We start from the raw sequence: 16,983 nt of genomic DNA, 5'->3' as shown, positions 1-16,983 counted from the left end.
GTCGCCAGTTTCTCGCCTGCTCAACCCGATTCGGACGAGTCACTGGCGACAGTCGCCATTTACTCGCCCACTCCAGCCCTCTCGGACGAGCGACTGGCGACAGTCGTGACCTTCTCGCACAGCCGTTCCGGGCCCGCTCATCCCCTCATCACGAAGCGGCAACCTTGTGATGGCGGTCACTCGCGGCTGCGTCATACATGAAAGACTCGCTGCATGGCAGCGCTGATCTGGTTCGCGGGCGGGGTGTTGCTGGCCGCCGCCGAAGCACTCAGCGGCGACTTCGTGCTGTTGATGATCGGTGGCGGTGCGGTGGCCGCCGCGCTCGCGTCCTTCCTGGGCGCGCCGTTGTGGCTGGCGACGATCGTCTTCGCGGTCGTCTCCATCGGGCTGGTGTTCGGCCTGCGCCCGGTCCTCAAACGCCACCTGCTCAGTACGCCGACGACACCGACCGGCATCGAAGCGCTCCGTGGCCAGGAGGCCACCGTGCTGAAGGCGTTCGGCAACGACGGCGGTCGCGTACGCATCGGCGGAGACGTCTGGACGGCCCGGCCGGCAGACGAGAACGACACGTTCCGCACCGGCGAGAGCGTGATCGTCCAAGACATCGACGGCGCAACGGCCGTCGTGAAACGGGGAGATGACTCATGGCAGTCCTGATAGTTGTTGCAGTGATCGTGATCCTGGTGATCGCGATCGTCGCGAAGTCGGTGGCACTGATCCCGCAGGCGGAAGCCGCGGTGATCGAGCGCCTCGGCCGCTACACCAAGACGGTGTCCGGCCAGCTGACGTTGCTCATGCCGTTCGTCGATCGGGTGCGCGCCCGGGTCGACCTGCGTGAGCGCGTCGTCTCGTTCCCGCCCCAGCCGGTGATCACCGAGGACAACCTGACGGTCAACATCGACACCGTCGTCTACTTCCAGGTCACCGAGCCGCGCGCCGCGGTCTACGAGATCAACGACTACATCGTCGGTGTCGAGCAGCTGACCACCACGACGCTGCGCAACGTCGTCGGCGGTATGACGCTGGAGGAGACCCTGACCTCCCGCGAGACGATCAACGCGCAGTTGCGCGGAGTGCTGGACGAAGCGACCGGTCGCTGGGGCCTGCGCGTCGCGCGGGTCGAGCTGAAGTCGATCTTCCCGCCGCCGTCGATCCAGGAGTCGATGGAGAAGCAGATGAAGGCCGACCGTGAGAAGCGGGCGACCATCCTGGCGGCCGAGGGTCACCGGGAGGCTGCGATCAAGTCGGCCGAGGGTGACAAGCAGGGCCGGATCCTGGCAGCCGAGGGTGCCAAGCAGGCCGCCATCCTCGAGGCCGAGGCCGACCGCAAGTCCCAGGTGCTGCGCGCCGAGGGTGAGCGGGCCGCCAAGTACCTGCACGCGCAGGGCGAGGCCAAGGCCATCGAGAAGACGTTCAACGCGATCCGGTCCAGCAACCCCACCCCGGAACTGCTGGCCTACAAGTACCTGCAGATGTTGCCCGAGATGGCCAAGGGCGAGGCCAGCAAGGTCTGGGTCGTTCCCAGCGACTTCGGTTCCGCGCTCCAGGGCTTCGCGAAGTCCTTCGGCGCCCAGGGCGACGACGGAACCTTCCGGTACGAGATGCCGCCGGCCGAGGACCGCGCGCCGGTCGAGGACGAGGACGTCGCCGACTGGTTCACCCTCGAACGCGACCCGGCCGTGGCCGAGGCCGTCGCCGCCGCCGAAGCCGTCGCCCGGCAGACCAGCGACATCGACGACGTGCGGCCGACTCGCCCGGGCCGGTCCAACCGTCCGTCGACCCCGGCGACGCCGTCGACCTCGATCGCGCCGGAGCACGACGACGCCGAGCCGATTCCCGACGAGCAGGCCACCCAGGCGCACCCGCAGGTCGCCGGCCCCGGCGAGCAGCACCAGATCTCCGGCCCGCCGCCCGGATACCCGCCGCAGGGTGTGCAGCTGCCCGGTCACCAGCCGCAGGCCGCGCCGCAGCCCCCGCACCCGGAGCAGCCCGGCCAGCAGGACCCGAACGGCCCGCAGCACTAGCGGACGCAGCAGTCGCAGCACGCGAGAGAGGGCGTGGATCCGATGGATCCACGCCCTCTTTCGTATGCCGCGTCCTCAGATGGGTGCTCAGATGGGGTTGCCACTCGGATGCCGCAGCACCAGCAACGTCCAGCACCACCAGACCTGCCAGCCCAGCCCGAGGCCGACCCAGATGACCGTCCGCCAGCCGACGAGCAGCCGCATCGCCCGGTCCTTCCAACCGGCGCCGACGAAGACGATCAGGATCGGGAACATGAAGAGCAGATAGCGGTAGGTGCTGGTCCACGCGTCCAGGACGGCGAGCAGGTAGAACGCGTACGCGAGCAACCAGGTCCGCATGATCGGGCCCATCGCGTCGGCCCACGGACCGACCGTGATCAGCACGAAGCCGAGGATCAGCACCACCAGCAGGACCACGGCCATGAACCCGTTACCGAGGATCTGGTCGAAGTTGGCGACCCACGGCTGGAAGTAGGTGATCGTGCCGTCGCTGCGCCAGGTCCCCATCGTGTCGGTGTATGCCGACGAGACGCCCGTGCGCCACGCCGCGATCGCCGGCCAGAGTCCGCCCGCGACACCGCAGCCGACGAGTGTGGACGCCATCGCGATCCACTCGCGTCGCTCGATCGGCGCGTCCGCACGTCTCCTCCAGCGCAGCCACACCGCAACGAGGGCGACCACCCCCAACGGCACCGCGACCGGACGCGCGAGTCCGGTCGCCAGGGCGGCGATCGTCGCGAGCCACCATCGCTCGCGTTGCAGGGCGAGCAGGGCGCCGATCAGCAGGACCAGCGCGAGCGACTCGGTGTAGGTCATCTGCAGCACCGGTGACGGCGGCGATGCGGCGAAGACACACACCACGCAGAACGCGACCACCGGGCCGACCTTGTCGCGCACCAGGACGGCCATCATGCCGACCGCGAGCGCGCCGAGCGCCAGCGAGAGCAAAGACCCGACCACTGCGAACGAGCCACCGGTCAGCGTCATCAGTGCCCGCACCATGCCGGGATACATCGGGTAGAACGCCCATTGGTTCTGCTGGACGACTCCGTTGTCCTCGGGCAGTTTGGAGGGGTAGCCCTCCTCGACGATCGTCTGGTACCAGCGGCCGTCCCACACGTGGGTCATCTGCCAGTAGTCCCGGTGCCCGTCGGAGTAGAAGATGAAGCCGGGGTCCTGCTGGCCGGACACCAGTTGCATCACGACCGCGGAGAAGAGTCGCAGCAGCAGGTATGCGGCGACGACGCACACCAGGAGCCGGCGCTGCAGCAGGTCGATCCCGCGCAGCTGCCAGACCTGCAGCCGGGTGGGGACGGCGACCGTCTGCAGGCCCTCCGACAGCTCTGCGGCGGTGGTGCTCGTGCTCGCCATCAGGCCCCCCGGAAGCAGCCGATGATGTGATCGTCGACCAGCCCGCACGCCTGCATGGCGGCATACATCGTGGTGGGGCCGACGTGCGCGAAGCCGGCCTTCTTCAAAGTCTTTGCCAGTACTACGGATTCGGGTGTCTGCGCCGGGGTTTCGCCGAACGTCGCGGGACGGTTGTGCTCCGTCGGCACGTGGGACCACACCAGCTCGTCGAGTCCGCCGGACTCGCGCAGCCGCAGCACCGCCTGTGCGTTGGTGACGGCCGCGTCGATCTTGCGCCGGTTGCGGACGATCGTCGCGTCCTGCATCAGCCGCTCCACGTCGTCCGGCCCGTAGGACGCGACCACCTCCGGGTCGAAATCCGCGAACGCCGCACGGAACGCCGGGCGCTTGCGCAGGATGGTGATCCACGCCAGGCCGGACTGGAACGCCTCCAAGGTGATGCGTTCGTAGAGTGCGCGCTCGCCGCGGACGGGCACACCCCACTCGGTGTCGTGATAGGCCCGGTAGTCGTCACTGCCGTCGGCCCAGGCGCAGCGCGCCATACCGTCCGGTCCGATGACCAGGGATTCCTGTTCAGCCACGCTCCGCCTCCCGCACCATGCCGCGCACCACATGCCGATAGAGCGGTATGGCGCTCACCTTCGCCACCGGCGCGACGAGCCGGCGCAGTCGTTCGGGCGCCGGACCGACGTCCGTCGTCCAGCGCAGCCGCGACCCGCTCCCGGAGGGCTCGACCTCGAGCAGGGCGCGTCCGCCGAGCATCGGGCCGACCTTGCGCAGCTCGCAACTGCCGCGCTCCCCCGGCGGCTCCCAGCGCGTCACGACCATCCGGTCGTGCAGTCGCACCGGACCGATCCGCGTCGTCGCGTGCAGGCGGGCACCGGCGGCCGCCGCACCGGAGCCCGTGACTCCGGGCTCGACCCGCACCGTCGTCAGCGGGAAGAACCGCCCGTGCCCGGGCCAGTCCGTCACGACCTGCCAGAGTCGCTCCACGGGCGCGGTCGACTCGCGCGTCACCACCACATCGGACATGCGCGGCTCAGTCGCGCACGGGCCGCGCACGGTCACCGCGCAGCATCGCGATCTCGTCGTCCCGCGCCTGCAACTCGGCGCGCAGCCGGTCGAGCACCTCGTCGACCTGGCCCATGCGGTAGCCACGCAACGTCTGGTCGAAGCGCACCTGCTCGACGTCCTCGGCATTGACCACACCGCGCGGCAGCGACTCGAAGGGCGATGTCCCGGTCGGGTCCTCCAGGTGGGTGCCGAAGTGGCCGAGGATCGCGAAGACGACCAGGCCGATCACGACGACCAGGAGCGCAATGAGGAAGACGAGCACCCGCTCAGACTAACTCCCGCCCCTCGACCGGGCCGCTACTCCGGACGAGCTGCGCCGAGGTTCTCGCCGTCGGAGGCGATGATCCGCACGGCCTCGGCCGGGTCGTCGACGATCTGCAGCCGGTGCAGGTCCTTCTCGCCGATCATGCCCTCGGCATACAGGGTGTCCTTGATGAAGCCGAGCATCGGCTCCCAGAACTTCGTGCCGAGCAGCACGATCGGGAAGCTGGTGACCTTCTGCGTCTGCACGAGGGTGACCGCCTCGAACAGCTCGTCGAGGGTGCCGAAGCCGCCGGGCAGCACGACATACCCCTGCGCGTACTTGACGAACATCGTCTTGCGCGCGAAGAAGTAGCGGAAGTTGACGCCGAGGTCGACATACCGGTTGAGACCCGACTCGAAGGGCAGCTCGATGCCGAGACCGACACTGGTGCCGCCGGCCTCGTAGGCACCCTTGTTGGCCGCCTCCATCGCTCCGGGGCCACCGCCGGTGATGACCGCGTAGCCCGCGTCGGCCAGCAGCCGGCCGAGCTCGACGCCCTTGGCGTAGTAGTCGCTGTCCGGCTTGATCCGGGCCGAGCCGAAGACACTGACCGCGGGACCGAGCTCGGCGAGTGTGCCGAAGCCCTCGACGAACTCGGCCTGGATGCGCATCACGCGCCACGGGTCGGTGTGCACCCAGTCGGTGTCCTGGGACTGGTCGAGCAGCCGCTGGTCGGTGGTGGTCGAGGGGACGTGGCTGCGACGCAGCGTGGTCGCGCCCTTCTGGTAGGCCTCGGGATCGTTGCTCACGAGCCCAATCTCTCACGCCACACCCCGATGCCGAATGACGGCTTCCTCGGCGAGTGACGGCCCGATCCGACCGTCACTCGGCGAGGAAGCCGTCACTCGGGAAAGGTCACCGCAACCAGCGGGCGAGCGCGGCGAACGCGTCGGTGATCTGTTGCTCGGGGCAGCGTTCGTCGTCGGTGTGCGCGAGGTTGGGGTCGCCGGGTCCGAAGTTGACCGCGGGCACGCCGAGCGCGGAGAAGCGGGCGACGTCGGTCCAGCCCTCCTTGGCCGTGACGGGCAGTCCGAGCGCCGCGACGAACGACGCCGCAGCCGGGGTGTCCAGGCCCGGCCGGGCGCCGGCTGCACAGTCGCCGACCGTGACGTCATACCCGCTGAAGATCGCGCGCACGTGGGCGACGGCCTCCTCGGCGGACTTGTCCGGCGCGAAGCGGTAGTTGACGGTCACCACGCACCGATCGGGTATGACGTTGCCGGCGATGCCGCCGCTGATCCCGACCGCGTTGAGCGCCTCGTGGTAGTCGAGGCCGTCGACGTTCACGGTCTGCGGTTCGTATGCCGCGAGCCGTGCCAGCACCTCGCCTGCGTCGTGGATCGCGTTGTGGCCGTTCCACGGCCGGGCCGAGTGTGCGCTGATGCCCTTGGTGGCGACGTCGACGCGCAGCGTGCCCTTGCAGCCGCCCTCGATGCCGCCGTTCGTCGGCTCGAGCAGCACGGCGAAGTCGGCGGCCAGCCACTCCGGGTGGTGGGCGGCGATGCGGCGCAACCCGTTGAACTCCTCCTCGATCTCCTCGCAGTCGTAGAAGACGAAAGTGACATCACGGGTCGGCTCGGCGATCGCCTGCGCGACCGCGAGCTGGACCGCGACGCCGCCCTTCATGTCCGTGGTGCCGCGACCGACCAGCAGGCCGTCCACCCGCCGGGTCGGCAGGTTCGGCGGATCGGTCAGTGGGACCGTGTCGAGATGCCCGGCGAGGACGACGCGCTCGGCACGGCCGAGGTCGGTCCGCGCGACGATCGTGTTGCCGTCGCGGTCGACGCGCAGGTGCGGCAGTGCGCGCAGTGCGCGTTCCACGGCGTCGGCGATCTGCTGTTCGTCACGACTCACCGACGGTATGTCGACCAGGTCCGCGGTGAGGTCGACGACATCTCGGGTCAGGTCCAGTTCCGCCATACCCGCAATCCTCGCGTATGGCGGCCGGCGACGAGAGGCGAGTCCAGGACCGGGTCGCGGGAATCGTCCAGGTCGTCACCTACGCTTGCCCCATGACTGATTCCCCGCGCGCCGCCTGGGGCTACGGCCTCGCAACCGAGACGTATGACGGGGACCTGCTGGACACCTGGTTCCCCGAGCCGCAGCTCGGCCCGGCACCGGCGGACGACCCGTATGCCGAGCCGGCCGACCTCGCCGCACTCACCCGTGACCACCCGCACCGGCAGGTGCGCACCCGCGTCACCAGGGTCGTGATCGATCTGGACACCCCGCCCGCGGACGTCGCCGACGCCTACTTGCGCCTGCACCTGCTCAGTCATCGCCTGGTGGTGCCCAACTCGATCAACCTGGACGGCTTGTTCGGAGTCCTGAACAACGTCGTCTGGACCAACTACGGACCCTGCGCGGTCGCCGACTTCGAGCGCGTCCGGGTCCGGCTGCGACTGGACGGCCAGGTGCAGGTCCACGGCGTCGACAAGTTCCCCCGGATGACCGACTATGTCGTGCCGTCCGGCGTGCGCATCGCGGACGCCGACCGGGTCCGCCTCGGCGCCCACCTGGCCGAGGGCACGACCGTCATGCACGAGGGCTTCTGCAACTACAACGCCGGCACGCTGGGCACCTCGATGGTCGAGGGCCGCATCGTGCAGGGAGTCGTCGTCGGCGACGGCTCGGACATCGGCGGTGGCGCCTCGATCATGGGGACCCTCTCCGGCGGTGGCACGACGCGCGTGTCGATCGGCAAGCGTTGCCTGATCGGCGCCGAGGCCGGCATCGGCATCGCGCTCGGCGACGACTGTGTCGTCGAGGCGGGCCTCTACGTCACGGCCGGCACCAAGGTGACCCTCCCAGACGGTGAGGTCGTGAAGGCATCCGAGCTGTCCGGACGAGACGGCCTGCTGTTCATCCGCAACTCCACGACCGGTGTCGTCGAATGCCGCCCGCGCAAGGGACACGGCATCGTCCTCAACGACGCGCTGCACGCCAACTGATCCGCCGACACAGACACAGCGAACCGACTCCGATGCCCTTACGCCGCAATCGCGACAGCAACCCCGGTGACCGCGAGGTCCATCGGTTGTATGGCGCCTGCGCCGACGTCGGCAACGACCGTGACGCCTACGACGACAACCCGCACCCGGCGCGCTACACCCAGCACGGTGAGCACTTCGCGCACGACCCCGAGGAGTACGACGACGGTCCGGCGTTCGGGTTCGAGCAGGACCCGGAGGATTCGCAGTGGGGTGCTCTCGGCGAGCACGGGTTCCTTGAGGAGGAGCACCGGCCCCGCGGCCCGATCCGCCGCACCTTCGGCTGTCTGATCCCGATCGCGCTTGTCGCCGGCATCGCCGGTGGGGGTTATCTCGCCTACCAGCACCTCGTCGACAACTTCGGCTCTCCATCGTGCAAGCTGGTCGCGAAAAACTATGAATACCAGTGGGATCCGGACCAGACGCAGTCAGCGTCGACGATCGTCGCGGTCGGCGTCTACAAGAAGGGTGTACCGACCCGGGCGGCCATCGTGGCGACCACGACCGCCATACAGGAGTCGAAGCTGCGGAACCTCGCGTATGGCGACCTGGACTCCCTCGGGCTGTTCCAGCAGCGCAAGAGCCAGGGCTGGGGCACTGCCGCGCAGATCCAGGACCCGGTGTTCTCCAGCGGCTCGTTCTACAACGCGCTGCTGAAGGTCCCGAACTGGGAGGCCATGGGCATCGGCGAGGCCGCACAGGCGGTGCAGCGCAGCGGATTCCCCGATGCGTATGCCGAGCACGAGTCCCAGGGCGAGGTGATCACGTCGGTGATGACCGGCGAGACCCACGAGGCGATCGGCTGCCGGCTCGACGCGCCGAAGAAGAACGGCTCGCCCGCCCAGATCACCCAGCAGCTCAGCACCGAGAGCGGACTGCGCGGGACTGCCAACGCGAGCTCCGTTGATTACCAGGCGAAATCGGTCAACGGAGCGTTCGCGGTCGCGTCGTGGGCGATCGCCCATGCCGACTCGGACAACATCACCGCGGTCACCGTCGGCAACCGCGCGTGGGAGCGTCATCGCGGACGCGACGGCTGGTCCTGGCACGACGCGAAACAGCCGACCGGGAGCGCGACGGCGGTGCGGATCGACGTGGAGACCGGCAAGTAGTCGGGAACGTCCCGTTCGCGAACGGCCCGTTACCTACCCGAACGTAGCTACCGTGGTGTGACCTACCTCACTCCCATGGAGGCACCACATGCGTCTCACTCGCTCCACCTCGTTGTCGCTGGCGTGCGCCGGCACCGCGGCGATCCTGTTCGCGACCGCGGCGGCTCCGGCCGCCCGCGCCGACTCGACGCTGCCCGTCGGTGGCCTCGCCGACGCGGCCGCGGGTTACGCGTTCCACCCGGACTCCTCGCCCGGCGTCAACGACTGGAGTTGCACACCGAGCGCGGCCCATCCCGATCCCGTCGTCCTGCTGCCGGGCACGTTCGCCAACATCGGAGCGAACTTCGTCGCGCTCGCGCCGATGCTGAAGAACGCCGGCTACTGCGTCTACGGGACGAACTTCGGCATGACGTGGTTGTCGGCGGGCGGCCGCATCGGCGGTCTCGACACCGAAACCGCCTCGGGCAACCAGGTTTCGGCGTTCATCGACAAGGTGCTCACGTCCACCGGAGCGCAGAAGGTCGACATCGTCGGGCACAGCCAGGGCGGCTCCATCGGCGTCAACTACCTGAAGCTGCATGGCGGCGGCAACAAGGTCGGCACGTATGTCGGCTGGGGACAGAGCTCGAACGGCACGACCCTGTCCGGCATCGTGACCGCAGGCCAGGCGCTCGGCGCGCTCGGCATCTTCAACGTCGGGCTCGCTGCGTTCGGTGCCCCCGGCCTGCGCGATCAGGAGGTCGGCTCGGCATACAACAAGCAGACGGCGGGCATCCCGCTGCCGCAGGGGCCGAAGTACGTGACGATCCAGAGCACACACGACGAGGTGGTGACGCCGTACGCCACCCAGTCCCTGCCCGGTGCACAGAACATCGTGCTGCAGAACCTGTGCCCGAACGACCCGACCGGTCACGTCGGTCTCTTCCTGGACAGCCCGACGCTGCAGCTGACCATGAATGCGCTCGGTGGCGGGCCGGCCGACTTCCGGCCGTCCTGCACCGGCTACGGCCCGGCCCTGTAACTCGAGGTCGCCGAGGAGCCCGTGAGGAACGAGCGGGCGTCTCGAGGTGACCTCCCGACATACGGAACGCCCGGCACCGAAAGGTGCCGGGCGTTCCGTATGCCGCGCGAGCGTCAGGCCTTGGCCGGGTAGTCGCGAGCACCCTCGCCGGTGTAGATCTGGCGAGGACGGCCGATCTTGGTGGCCGGGTCCTCCATCATCTCGCGCCACTGGGCGATCCAGCCCGGCAGACGACCGATGGCGAAGAGCACGGTGAACATCTCGGTCGGGAAGCCCATGGCCTTGTAGATGAGGCCGGTGTAGAAGTCGACGTTCGGGTAGAGCTTGCGCGAGACGAAGTAGTCGTCCTTGAGCGCGATCTCCTCCAGGCGCATCGCCATCTCGAGCTGCGGGTCGTTGACGCCCATCTTCTTGAGGATCTCGTCGGCCGACTTCTTGACGATCGCGGCGCGCGGGTCGTAGTTCTTGTAGACGCGGTGTCCGAAGCCCATGAGCTTCACACCGGTCTCCTTGTTCTTGACCTTCTCGACGAACTTGTCGACGTCGCCGCCGAACTCGTTGTCGATGCTGTCCAGCATCTCCAGCACAGCCGCGTTGGCGCCGCCGTGCAGCGGGCCGGACAGCGCGTGGATGCCGGCCGAGATCGAGCCGAACAGGTTGGCGTGGCCGGAGCCCACCAGGCGCACGGTGGAGGTCGAGCAGTTCTGCTCGTGGTCGGCGTGCAGGATGAACAGCTGGTCCAGCGCCTTGGCGACGACCGGGTCGATGTCGTAGTCCTCGGACGGGAAGCCGAACGTCATACGCAGGAAGTTCTCGACGAGGCTCAGCTTGTTGTCCGGGTAGAGCGTCGGCTGGCCCTGGCTCTTCTTGTGCGCGTATGCCGCGATCGTCGGCAGCTTGGCGAGCAGCCGCACGGTGGACAGCTCGATCTGGTCGCGGTCGGTGATCGACAGCGAGTCCTGGTAGAAGGTGCCGAGTGCGGACACGGCCGCGGAGAGCACCGACATCGGGTGCGCGTCGCGCGGGAACGCGGCCAGCAGGTCCTTCAGGTCCTCGTGCAGCATCGTGTGGCGACGGATGCGCTCGGTGAACTCGTCCAGCTGCGTCGGCGTCGGCAGCTCACCGTAGATGAGCAGGTAGGAGACCTCGATGAAGGTCGACTTCTCCGCCAGCTGCTCGATCGGGTATCCGCGGTAGCGCAGGATGCCGGCGCCACCGTCGATGTAGGTGATCGCCGACTTGCAGGAGGCGGTGTTGACGAAGCCGACGTCGAGGGTGACGTTGCCGGTCTCACCCAGCAGCTTCGAGATGTCGTAACCGTCATTGCCCTCGGTTGCGGGGACGACCCCGAACTCGAGGGTCTTGTCCCCCGCCTGGAATGTGGCAGGTGCCTGGTCAGTCATATTTGCTTTCCGTCCTTATGCGTCAACCGGCAACACTGCCGGGAAAGTCAGCGAAATCGACGGTACCTCAGGGTCTGGCCAACACCATCTGCGACCCCGTGTCAAGAAGTCAGTCTCTTTGCGGCAGCGGAAATTCGCTCATCGGTCGCGGTGAGGGCGATGCGCACGTGCTGCGCGCCGGCCGCGCCGTAGAAGTCGCCGGGTGCGGCGAGGATGCCCCGGCCGGCGAGCTCGTCGATGCTCTCGTGGCACGGTTTCCCCTGCGTCGCCCACAGGTAGAGCCCGGCGACCGAGTGGTCGATCTGCCAATTCGCCTGCAGGAGAGCGGTTTTCAGCTCTTCACGGCGGGCGGCGTAGATCTTCTTCTGCGCGGCCACGTGCTCGTCGTCCTGCACGGCTGCGTGTATGACGCGCTGCACCGGCCACGGCACGATCATCCCGGCGTGCTTGCGCACCTGGACGAGTTGCTGGACGAGCGAGGTGTCACCAGCGACGAATCCGGCGCGGTAGCCGGCGAGATTGCTCTGTTTCGACAGCGAATAGACCGACAGCAGGCCTTCGTGACTTCCACCACACACTCGATCGTCGAGGATGCTGGGGGTCGTGAGGCCGTCCGGATCGTCCCGCCAGTCGAGCTCGGCGTAGCACTCGTCGCTGGCGACGATGACACCTCGGCTGCGCGCCCAGTCGACGACCTTCTTCAGGTGGTCGACCGGCAACACCTGCCCGTGCGGATTGGCAGGAGTGTTGAGCCACAACAGTTTCGGTGCTTTCGGGCCGAACTGCAGAAGGCTGGCTGCGGCCACCGGAGTCGCGCCCGCGATGCGAGCGCCCACGTCATACGTCGGGTAGGCCAGCTCGGGGATCCCGACGGTGTCGCCGGCGCCGAGACCCAGCAGCGTCGGCAGCCAGGCGACGAGCTCCTTGGTGCCGATCGCCGGCATCACCGAGTCCGGATCGACATCGGTGGCGTTGCGCCGGCGGGCGAACCAGCCGGCAACTGCTTCACGCAGGTCAGATGTCCCCCAGACCTGCGGGTATCCCGGCGCATCAGCGGCCGCGATCAGCGCGTCCTGCAGCACCTTCGGGGTCGGATCCACGGGCGTGCCGACCGAGAGGTCGACGACACCGTCCGGGTGGGCGGCGGCCTTCGCCTTGGCGCCCGCCAGGGAGTCCCAGGGGAAATCGGGCAGGTCAGCGACGGGCATGGGAGTTCAGTCCGGGCAAGCGCGATGGAACGCGCTCGTCACTCGTCGTGTTCCTGCGGCGGCAGCGCGGCGATCAGCGGGTGGTCGTAGTCGATGACGCCCATCTTCGCGGCACCGCCCGGGCTGCCGATCTCGTCGAAGAACTCGACGTTGGCCTTGTAGTAGTCGGCCCACTGCTCCGGGGTGTCGTCCTCGTAGTAGATGGCCTCGACCGGGCAGACCGGCTCACAGGCACCGCAGTCGACGCATTCGTCGGGCTGGATGTAGAGGCTGCGCTTGCCTTCGTAGATGCAGTCGACCGGGCATTCCTCGATGCAGGCCTTGTCCTTGAGGTCGACGCACGGCTGTGCAATGACGTAGGTCATACGGTGAGGTCCTCCTGCTGCGAAGCATGCGCGGCCGTATGTCGACGACCGACGGGTCAATATCCGGGTCAATATCCGACACCTATTATGCCGACGTGCCTTCCGAGTCGGTCAGTCAGTCTCACCTCACTGAACTCCTGGCCGTCGGCAGGCGCGTCGTACTGCGCTCCCGACTGGCGCCGGGTGACGTGACACCGGGCGGCCCGACCCTCACGGACACCCTCGGCGAGGTGCTCTCGGTGACCGACGACGAGGTCGTGATCGAGACGCGCAACGGCCCGGCGACGGTCCTGCGCTCGAGCATCGTGCTGGCCAAACACGTCCCGCCGCCCCCGCCGCGTCGGGCACCCCGGCGGCCCACCCCATCCCCAGTGACGGCTTCCTCGGCGAGTGACGGTCCGATATCGCCGTCGGTCGCCGAGGAAGCCGTCACTCGGGACGAACTGCAGCGCATCATGGTCGGCGGCATGCCGCCCCTGGAGTCGGCGCGCATCGGCGACTGGCTGCTGCGGGCCGCGAACGGCTACACCGGTCGAGCGAATTCCGCTCTGCCGGTTGGCGATCCGGGCGTTCCACTCGAGACGGCCGTTGACCAGGTCATCACCTGGTATTCCGAGCGTCATCAGCCCGCGCTCGTGCAGTTGCCGCACGCGACCGATGCCGACCCCGCCGCGTCACCGTTGGGATCTGTTCTGGCGCAACGGGATTGGCGCTTCTTCCTGCGCACGTCCGTCATGACCCTCCCCTGCCGAATGACGGCTTCTTCGCCGAGTGACGGTCCGATCTCACCGTCAGTGGCCGAGGAAGCCGTCACTCGGCAGGGCGTACGCGTCGAGGTGTCGGACGATCCGACGGACGACTGGTGGCACACGGGATCCCCGCGAGTGCTCGAGCACCGCGACACCGTGGAGCGGATTCTGCAGCGGGCTCGGCCGGCGGCATACCTGACGGCATACCTCGACGGCCGCCCGGTCGGGCACCTGAGGCTGGCGCTCGCCGACGGCTGGTCCGGCGTCTTCGACGTCCACACGGATCCTGCAGTTCGTGGTCGTGGCATCGCTCGCGCGCTCATGCACCACGCCGAGCAGACCGCAGTGCAGCGCCGAATTCCGATGCAATACTTGCAAGTTGCCCTCGACAATGACGCAGCCGTCGCGCTCTACCGCTCCCTCGGCTGGCGCGTCCACCACGAGTACCACTACGCGACACCCCATGCCGAGTGACGGCTTTCTCGCCGAATGACGGCGAGATAGGACCGTCACTCGCTGACGAAGCCGTCAGTCGCGAGGGTATGGCGACCAGGGTGACCCCTGCGGAGACAACCCGACTGCCTGCAGCGCCGCAACCATGCCGGCCGCCGGCGATGGCAGCGCATCAACCCAGCACCATCGGGCCACCCGGAGGTCAGTCCGGCGTATCCGGTCCTCCCGTTTCTTCTCCTTGATCACCACGTCTTCGCTCGCCAGGTCGCCGGCATCGCCTGTGGCTCGGTACTTCCGCTCGCCGTCGAACTCCCCGATCACCCCCGGCCAGCCGAAATCCGCTGCGCCGAACTCGCCCCGGCTGTCCTCCAGCAGGACCTGCAGCGACGGTTGCGCGAAACCGAGCTCGTACATCCGCGCCCTGCTCAGGGATTCACCGGGTGACTGTGAGCGCGGATCCACCAACAACTGCACCGCCTGGGCACCGGTCCGACCACGCCGGCCGGGCTCGATCGCCTCGACCTCGCGATCCAGCTCGGCCAGCGTGCACAGCCCGTTTCGGACCGTCCAGTCAGCCGCAGTCAACGCACTCGCGAGGGCGCACGTCCTCGCGATGTCGACCACCGTTCGAGCCGGTGAGGTCACAACCATGCCGTGACGCTCGACGCCGTCCGGCATACGGCTGATGCGATGTCGGCTGATGAGCGCGCTCGAACCCGCCGAGAGCGCATCCATGGTGACGTGTACCCGGTCGGGCCATGCGCCGACGATCGGCATCTCCCACACCGCGGCCGCCGACAGGTGCGACACGATCTGGTCCGCACCGCGCATGCGTCGGACGGTCGCCAGCACCAACGCGCGGTGCCGCTCATCCGGCGAGAGCTCGGCCCACCGGCACGCCTGAACATATTCACCCATGCGCACCCGCGTCAGTCGCGGCGACGACCCACAGATCTCACGGGTCGGGTCGGTACCCGTGCGCAGGAGAAGCCCAGCCGAAAAGATCTCTTCCGGATCCAGCTTCACCTCTGACATCGCCGCATCGTGGCACGACGGTGCCGGCGGCCTCAGAAGTTATCCACAGCGGCCCGGCACGTCATACCAACGCACCGGCGAGTGACGGCTTCCTCGCCGAATGACGGCGAGATAGGACCGTCACTCGCCGAAGAAGCCGTCATTCGGCAAAGAGCGGGGGTGGGTGGGTCAGTTGCAGGTGACGCGCACGGCGGGGATGTAGTGCGTCGTGACGCTCTCGTTCTTGACGACCTCGTCGGAGAGGTTCTTCACCACGCGGGTGACGGTGACCTTGAAGCCGTCCTCGGGCTCCTGCGGGATGCACTTGGCACCGTCCAGGTGCCTGGCCGGGCCGGGCTTCTCGATGTCGAACTTGCCGCTCGTGCTGGTGGAGACGGAGAACGTCTTCACGCCATACAGCCGTATGACGGAGGCGTTCCCCTCGATGCCGGCCTGGATCCGGATCGGGTGACCCGTGTCGTTGGTCCACTTGTTGTCGATGGAGGGGTCGAGCATGGTGGCTTCCCGGCCCATCGGGTACCGCGGGATCCAGTAGGCGTGCGCGGTGTGCTCCACGAGCTTGACGCCGGCGAAGAACGTCGCGTTGTAGAGCGTGGTCGACACCTGTGAGATGCCGCCGCCCTTGCCGGGGACGTCGATGCCGTCCACCAGGATCGGCGCGTCCACGTAGCCGTGGGCAGCGTCGAACGGACGCAGCACGTTGAGCAGCGAGAACGTCTCACCGGGTTGCACGACCAGACCGTTGAGCTTGGACAGGCCGACCCGAATGTTCTCGGTGCGCGCAGCGTTCTCCGCCCCCGTCGGGAAGACCGAGACGAACTCCGAGATCTTCTGGTCCCCGACCTTGGTCTTCTTCAGCTGCGCGGCGGTGACCGTCGGCTGCACCGGCTTGGTCGGCAGCGACATCGTCCGGTCCGACGCTGTCAGGGCGGCGATCAGCAGCTTGCCGGCGCCCTTGGTCTGCGGTGCGGTGCCGTTCTTGGCGGGTATGACGCTGCTCTTGCCACCCTTGTAGCGGAGCTTGGCGTTGACCGCGGGGGTGGTCAGGTCGGCGGCCTGCTTGTCCAGCAGGTCGGCCAGCGCGGACTCGTCGACCTTCGGCTTCAGGTGGGTGCCGTCGAAGGTGGTGGTCAGGACGCCGGAGATGTCCGACGGCTGGAGCGTGGCCTTCTTGCTTCCGACCTGCACGGTCACCGGGTCCGACATCGCCGGATCGGCGAATTCCTTGACGTAGCGCGCCACTTCGGCGTCGGTCAGCGATGCCGGCTGCGCGGACGTGGTGGCGGTGTACTGCTTGGTCTTCGGCCAGCCCGCGGCGATCTTCGTGGCGATCGCCTTCGCATCGACACCCTTGCCCGGGGTCGACTTGGTGGTGACGACCTTGCCGTCGACGAACTTCACCGAACCGTTCTTCGGGGCGCCCTCGAGGGTCTGGGACACGGTGTCGACCGCGTGCTGCAGCTTCTTGTGGTCCACGCGCGGGGTGACGCTCCGGTGCGGACCGTCACCGGTCAGCCGGTGCCAGACGGTGGACGGGTTGAGTGAGAAGCCACTCAGCCCGTCGATGGTGCCGTCCGTGTCGATCGACAAGCCCGAGGAGGCCGGTTGCAGGGTCAGCTTCTTGCCGCCGGAGGTGATGACGATCGGTGCCTTGACCTGCTTGGCGGCTGTTGCCTCGATCTCCGCCTTGGCGTCCGACCGGCTCATGCCGCCGACCGATTGGCCGGCGACGGTGGTCCCGCCCTGGATCTTCCCGGACTGCCACGCTGCGAGGCCGACATACGCGCCGGCGAGGACGACCACGGCCGTCGGCGCGCCGATCAGCAGTCCCTTGCGCAGGCGGCTGTGCCGCACATCACCGCTCTCGCGGCCCC

Annotated in this window: 17 protein-coding genes; 6 read left to right on the top strand and 11 right to left on the bottom strand. The window is 68.2% G+C overall.

Translation table 11 applies throughout. From position 1 onward, the window contains the following. Positions 1 to 213 precede the first annotated feature (213 nt). Positions 214 to 657, top strand: a complete 444-nt coding sequence (locus ACZ50J_RS04670; protein WP_464300106.1) for an NfeD family protein — start codon at positions 214 to 216, stop codon at positions 655 to 657. After that, complete coding sequence (locus tag ACZ50J_RS04665) at positions 645 to 2,024, top strand: SPFH domain-containing protein (protein ID WP_464300105.1); 1,380 nt, start codon at positions 645 to 647, stop codon at positions 2,022 to 2,024. The genes ACZ50J_RS04670 and ACZ50J_RS04665 overlap by 13 nt, the downstream gene beginning before the upstream one ends. An 87-nt stretch (positions 2,025 to 2,111) precedes the next feature. On the opposite strand, the gene ACZ50J_RS04660 is transcribed toward ACZ50J_RS04665, so the two are convergent. From ACZ50J_RS04660 to dapE, 6 genes are all read right to left on the bottom strand, one after another. Beyond that, positions 2,112 to 3,395 carry a glycosyltransferase family protein gene (locus ACZ50J_RS04660; RefSeq protein ID WP_464300104.1) on the bottom strand — a complete coding sequence of 428 codons (1,284 nt, stop codon included), beginning with the start codon at positions 3,393 to 3,395 and terminating at the stop codon, positions 2,112 to 2,114. After that, positions 3,395 to 3,937 (bottom strand): DNA-3-methyladenine glycosylase I, encoded by a 543-nt coding sequence (locus ACZ50J_RS04655; RefSeq protein ID WP_464301313.1) that lies wholly within the window; start codon positions 3,935 to 3,937, stop codon positions 3,395 to 3,397. Before ACZ50J_RS04655 ends, ACZ50J_RS04660 begins: the two co-directional genes overlap by 1 nt. Positions 3,938 to 3,968: 31 nt before the next feature. Continuing rightward, entirely contained in the window at positions 3,969 to 4,427 is a 459-nt protein-coding gene (locus ACZ50J_RS04650) for an SRPBCC family protein (protein WP_464300103.1), read from the bottom strand. Positions 4,428 to 4,434: 7 nt separating this feature from the next. After that, positions 4,435 to 4,731, bottom strand: a complete 297-nt coding sequence (locus ACZ50J_RS04645) for a DivIVA domain-containing protein (RefSeq protein ID WP_464300102.1) — start codon at positions 4,729 to 4,731, stop codon at positions 4,435 to 4,437. A 35-nt stretch (positions 4,732 to 4,766) separates the two neighbouring features. Further along, positions 4,767 to 5,531, bottom strand: a complete 765-nt coding sequence (locus ACZ50J_RS04640) for an LOG family protein (protein ID WP_464301312.1) — start codon at positions 5,529 to 5,531, stop codon at positions 4,767 to 4,769. A 97-nt stretch (positions 5,532 to 5,628) separates the two neighbouring features. Continuing rightward, positions 5,629 to 6,693: a succinyl-diaminopimelate desuccinylase gene (gene dapE / locus ACZ50J_RS04635; protein ID WP_464300101.1), complete on the bottom strand. Its 1,065-nt coding sequence runs from the start codon at positions 6,691 to 6,693 to the stop codon at positions 5,629 to 5,631. Positions 6,694 to 6,785: 92 nt separating this feature from the next. Here dapE and dapD point away from each other — a divergent pair, with 92 nt between their 5' ends. From dapD to ACZ50J_RS04620, 3 genes are all read left to right on the top strand, one after another. Continuing rightward, positions 6,786 to 7,724 (top strand): 2,3,4,5-tetrahydropyridine-2,6-dicarboxylate N-succinyltransferase, encoded by a 939-nt coding sequence (gene dapD / locus ACZ50J_RS04630; RefSeq protein WP_464300100.1) that lies wholly within the window; start codon positions 6,786 to 6,788, stop codon positions 7,722 to 7,724. A gap of 32 nt (positions 7,725 to 7,756) precedes the next feature. After that, entirely contained in the window at positions 7,757 to 8,875 is a 1,119-nt protein-coding gene (locus ACZ50J_RS04625) for a hypothetical protein (RefSeq protein ID WP_464300099.1), read from the top strand. 88 nt (positions 8,876 to 8,963) lie between these two features. Further along, complete coding sequence (locus ACZ50J_RS04620) at positions 8,964 to 9,896, top strand: esterase/lipase family protein (protein ID WP_464300098.1); 933 nt, start codon at positions 8,964 to 8,966, stop codon at positions 9,894 to 9,896. A 113-nt stretch (positions 9,897 to 10,009) separates the two neighbouring features. Here the strand turns inward: ACZ50J_RS04620 and ACZ50J_RS04615 are convergent, their stop codons facing one another. The 3 genes from ACZ50J_RS04615 to fdxA all read right to left on the bottom strand — a co-directional run bounded on the left by ACZ50J_RS04615 (position 10,010) and on the right by fdxA (position 12,872). Next, positions 10,010 to 11,299, bottom strand: a complete 1,290-nt coding sequence (locus ACZ50J_RS04615) for a citrate synthase (protein ID WP_464300097.1) — start codon at positions 11,297 to 11,299, stop codon at positions 10,010 to 10,012. A 101-nt stretch (positions 11,300 to 11,400) separates the two neighbouring features. After that, a complete protein-coding gene (dapC, locus tag ACZ50J_RS04610) occupies positions 11,401 to 12,507 on the bottom strand; it encodes a succinyldiaminopimelate transaminase (protein ID WP_464300096.1) in 1,107 nt (368 codons plus the stop codon). A 38-nt stretch (positions 12,508 to 12,545) separates the two neighbouring features. Continuing rightward, a complete protein-coding gene (fdxA, locus tag ACZ50J_RS04605; protein WP_325548767.1) occupies positions 12,546 to 12,872 on the bottom strand; it encodes a ferredoxin in 327 nt (108 codons plus the stop codon). Positions 12,873 to 12,967: 95 nt separating this feature from the next. Between fdxA and ACZ50J_RS04600 the strand changes: the two genes are divergently transcribed. Beyond that, positions 12,968 to 14,095 (top strand): GNAT family N-acetyltransferase, encoded by a 1,128-nt coding sequence (locus tag ACZ50J_RS04600; protein ID WP_464300095.1) that lies wholly within the window; start codon positions 12,968 to 12,970, stop codon positions 14,093 to 14,095. Between the two features lie 54 nt (positions 14,096 to 14,149). On the opposite strand, the gene ACZ50J_RS04595 is transcribed toward ACZ50J_RS04600, so the two are convergent. Both ACZ50J_RS04595 and ACZ50J_RS04590 read right to left on the bottom strand, forming a co-directional pair. Further along, positions 14,150 to 15,109: a hypothetical protein gene (locus ACZ50J_RS04595; RefSeq protein ID WP_464300094.1), complete on the bottom strand. Its 960-nt coding sequence runs from the start codon at positions 15,107 to 15,109 to the stop codon at positions 14,150 to 14,152. Positions 15,110 to 15,277: 168 nt separating this feature from the next. Then, positions 15,278 to 16,963, bottom strand: coding sequence for a VanW family protein (locus ACZ50J_RS04590; protein ID WP_464300093.1), 1,686 nt, complete (start codon positions 16,961 to 16,963; stop codon positions 15,278 to 15,280). Between the last annotated feature and the right edge of the window lie 20 nt (positions 16,964 to 16,983).

The organism is Flexivirga sp. G2 (genome assembly GCF_055397625.1).
This window is presented reverse-complemented; position numbering and strand designations above follow the sequence as displayed.

Excerpts from the sequence above, each read along its gene's own strand:
- ACZ50J_RS04670 (WP_464300106.1), top strand. The coding sequence starts at position 214 with ATGGCAGCGCTGATCTGGTTCGCGGGCGGGGTGTTGCTGGCCGCCGCC.
- ACZ50J_RS04665 (WP_464300105.1), top strand. The coding sequence starts at position 645 with ATGGCAGTCCTGATAGTTGTTGCAGTGATCGTGATCCTGGTGATCGCG.
- ACZ50J_RS04660 (WP_464300104.1), bottom strand. The coding sequence starts at position 3,395 with ATGGCGAGCACGAGCACCACCGCCGCAGAGCTGTCGGAGGGCCTGCAG.
- ACZ50J_RS04655 (WP_464301313.1), bottom strand. The coding sequence starts at position 3,937 with ATGGCGCGCTGCGCCTGGGCCGACGGCAGTGACGACTACCGGGCCTAT.
- ACZ50J_RS04650 (WP_464300103.1), bottom strand. The coding sequence starts at position 4,427 with ATGTCCGATGTGGTGGTGACGCGCGAGTCGACCGCGCCCGTGGAGCGA.
- dapE (WP_464300101.1), bottom strand. The coding sequence starts at position 6,693 with ATGGCGGAACTGGACCTGACCCGAGATGTCGTCGACCTCACCGCGGAC.
- dapD (WP_464300100.1), top strand. The coding sequence starts at position 6,786 with ATGACTGATTCCCCGCGCGCCGCCTGGGGCTACGGCCTCGCAACCGAG.
- ACZ50J_RS04625 (WP_464300099.1), top strand. The coding sequence starts at position 7,757 with ATGCCCTTACGCCGCAATCGCGACAGCAACCCCGGTGACCGCGAGGTC.
- ACZ50J_RS04620 (WP_464300098.1), top strand. The coding sequence starts at position 8,964 with ATGCGTCTCACTCGCTCCACCTCGTTGTCGCTGGCGTGCGCCGGCACC.
- ACZ50J_RS04615 (WP_464300097.1), bottom strand. The coding sequence starts at position 11,299 with ATGACTGACCAGGCACCTGCCACATTCCAGGCGGGGGACAAGACCCTC.
- dapC (WP_464300096.1), bottom strand. The coding sequence starts at position 12,507 with ATGCCCGTCGCTGACCTGCCCGATTTCCCCTGGGACTCCCTGGCGGGC.
- fdxA (WP_325548767.1), bottom strand. The coding sequence starts at position 12,872 with ATGACCTACGTCATTGCACAGCCGTGCGTCGACCTCAAGGACAAGGCC.
- ACZ50J_RS04595 (WP_464300094.1), bottom strand. The coding sequence starts at position 15,109 with ATGTCAGAGGTGAAGCTGGATCCGGAAGAGATCTTTTCGGCTGGGCTT.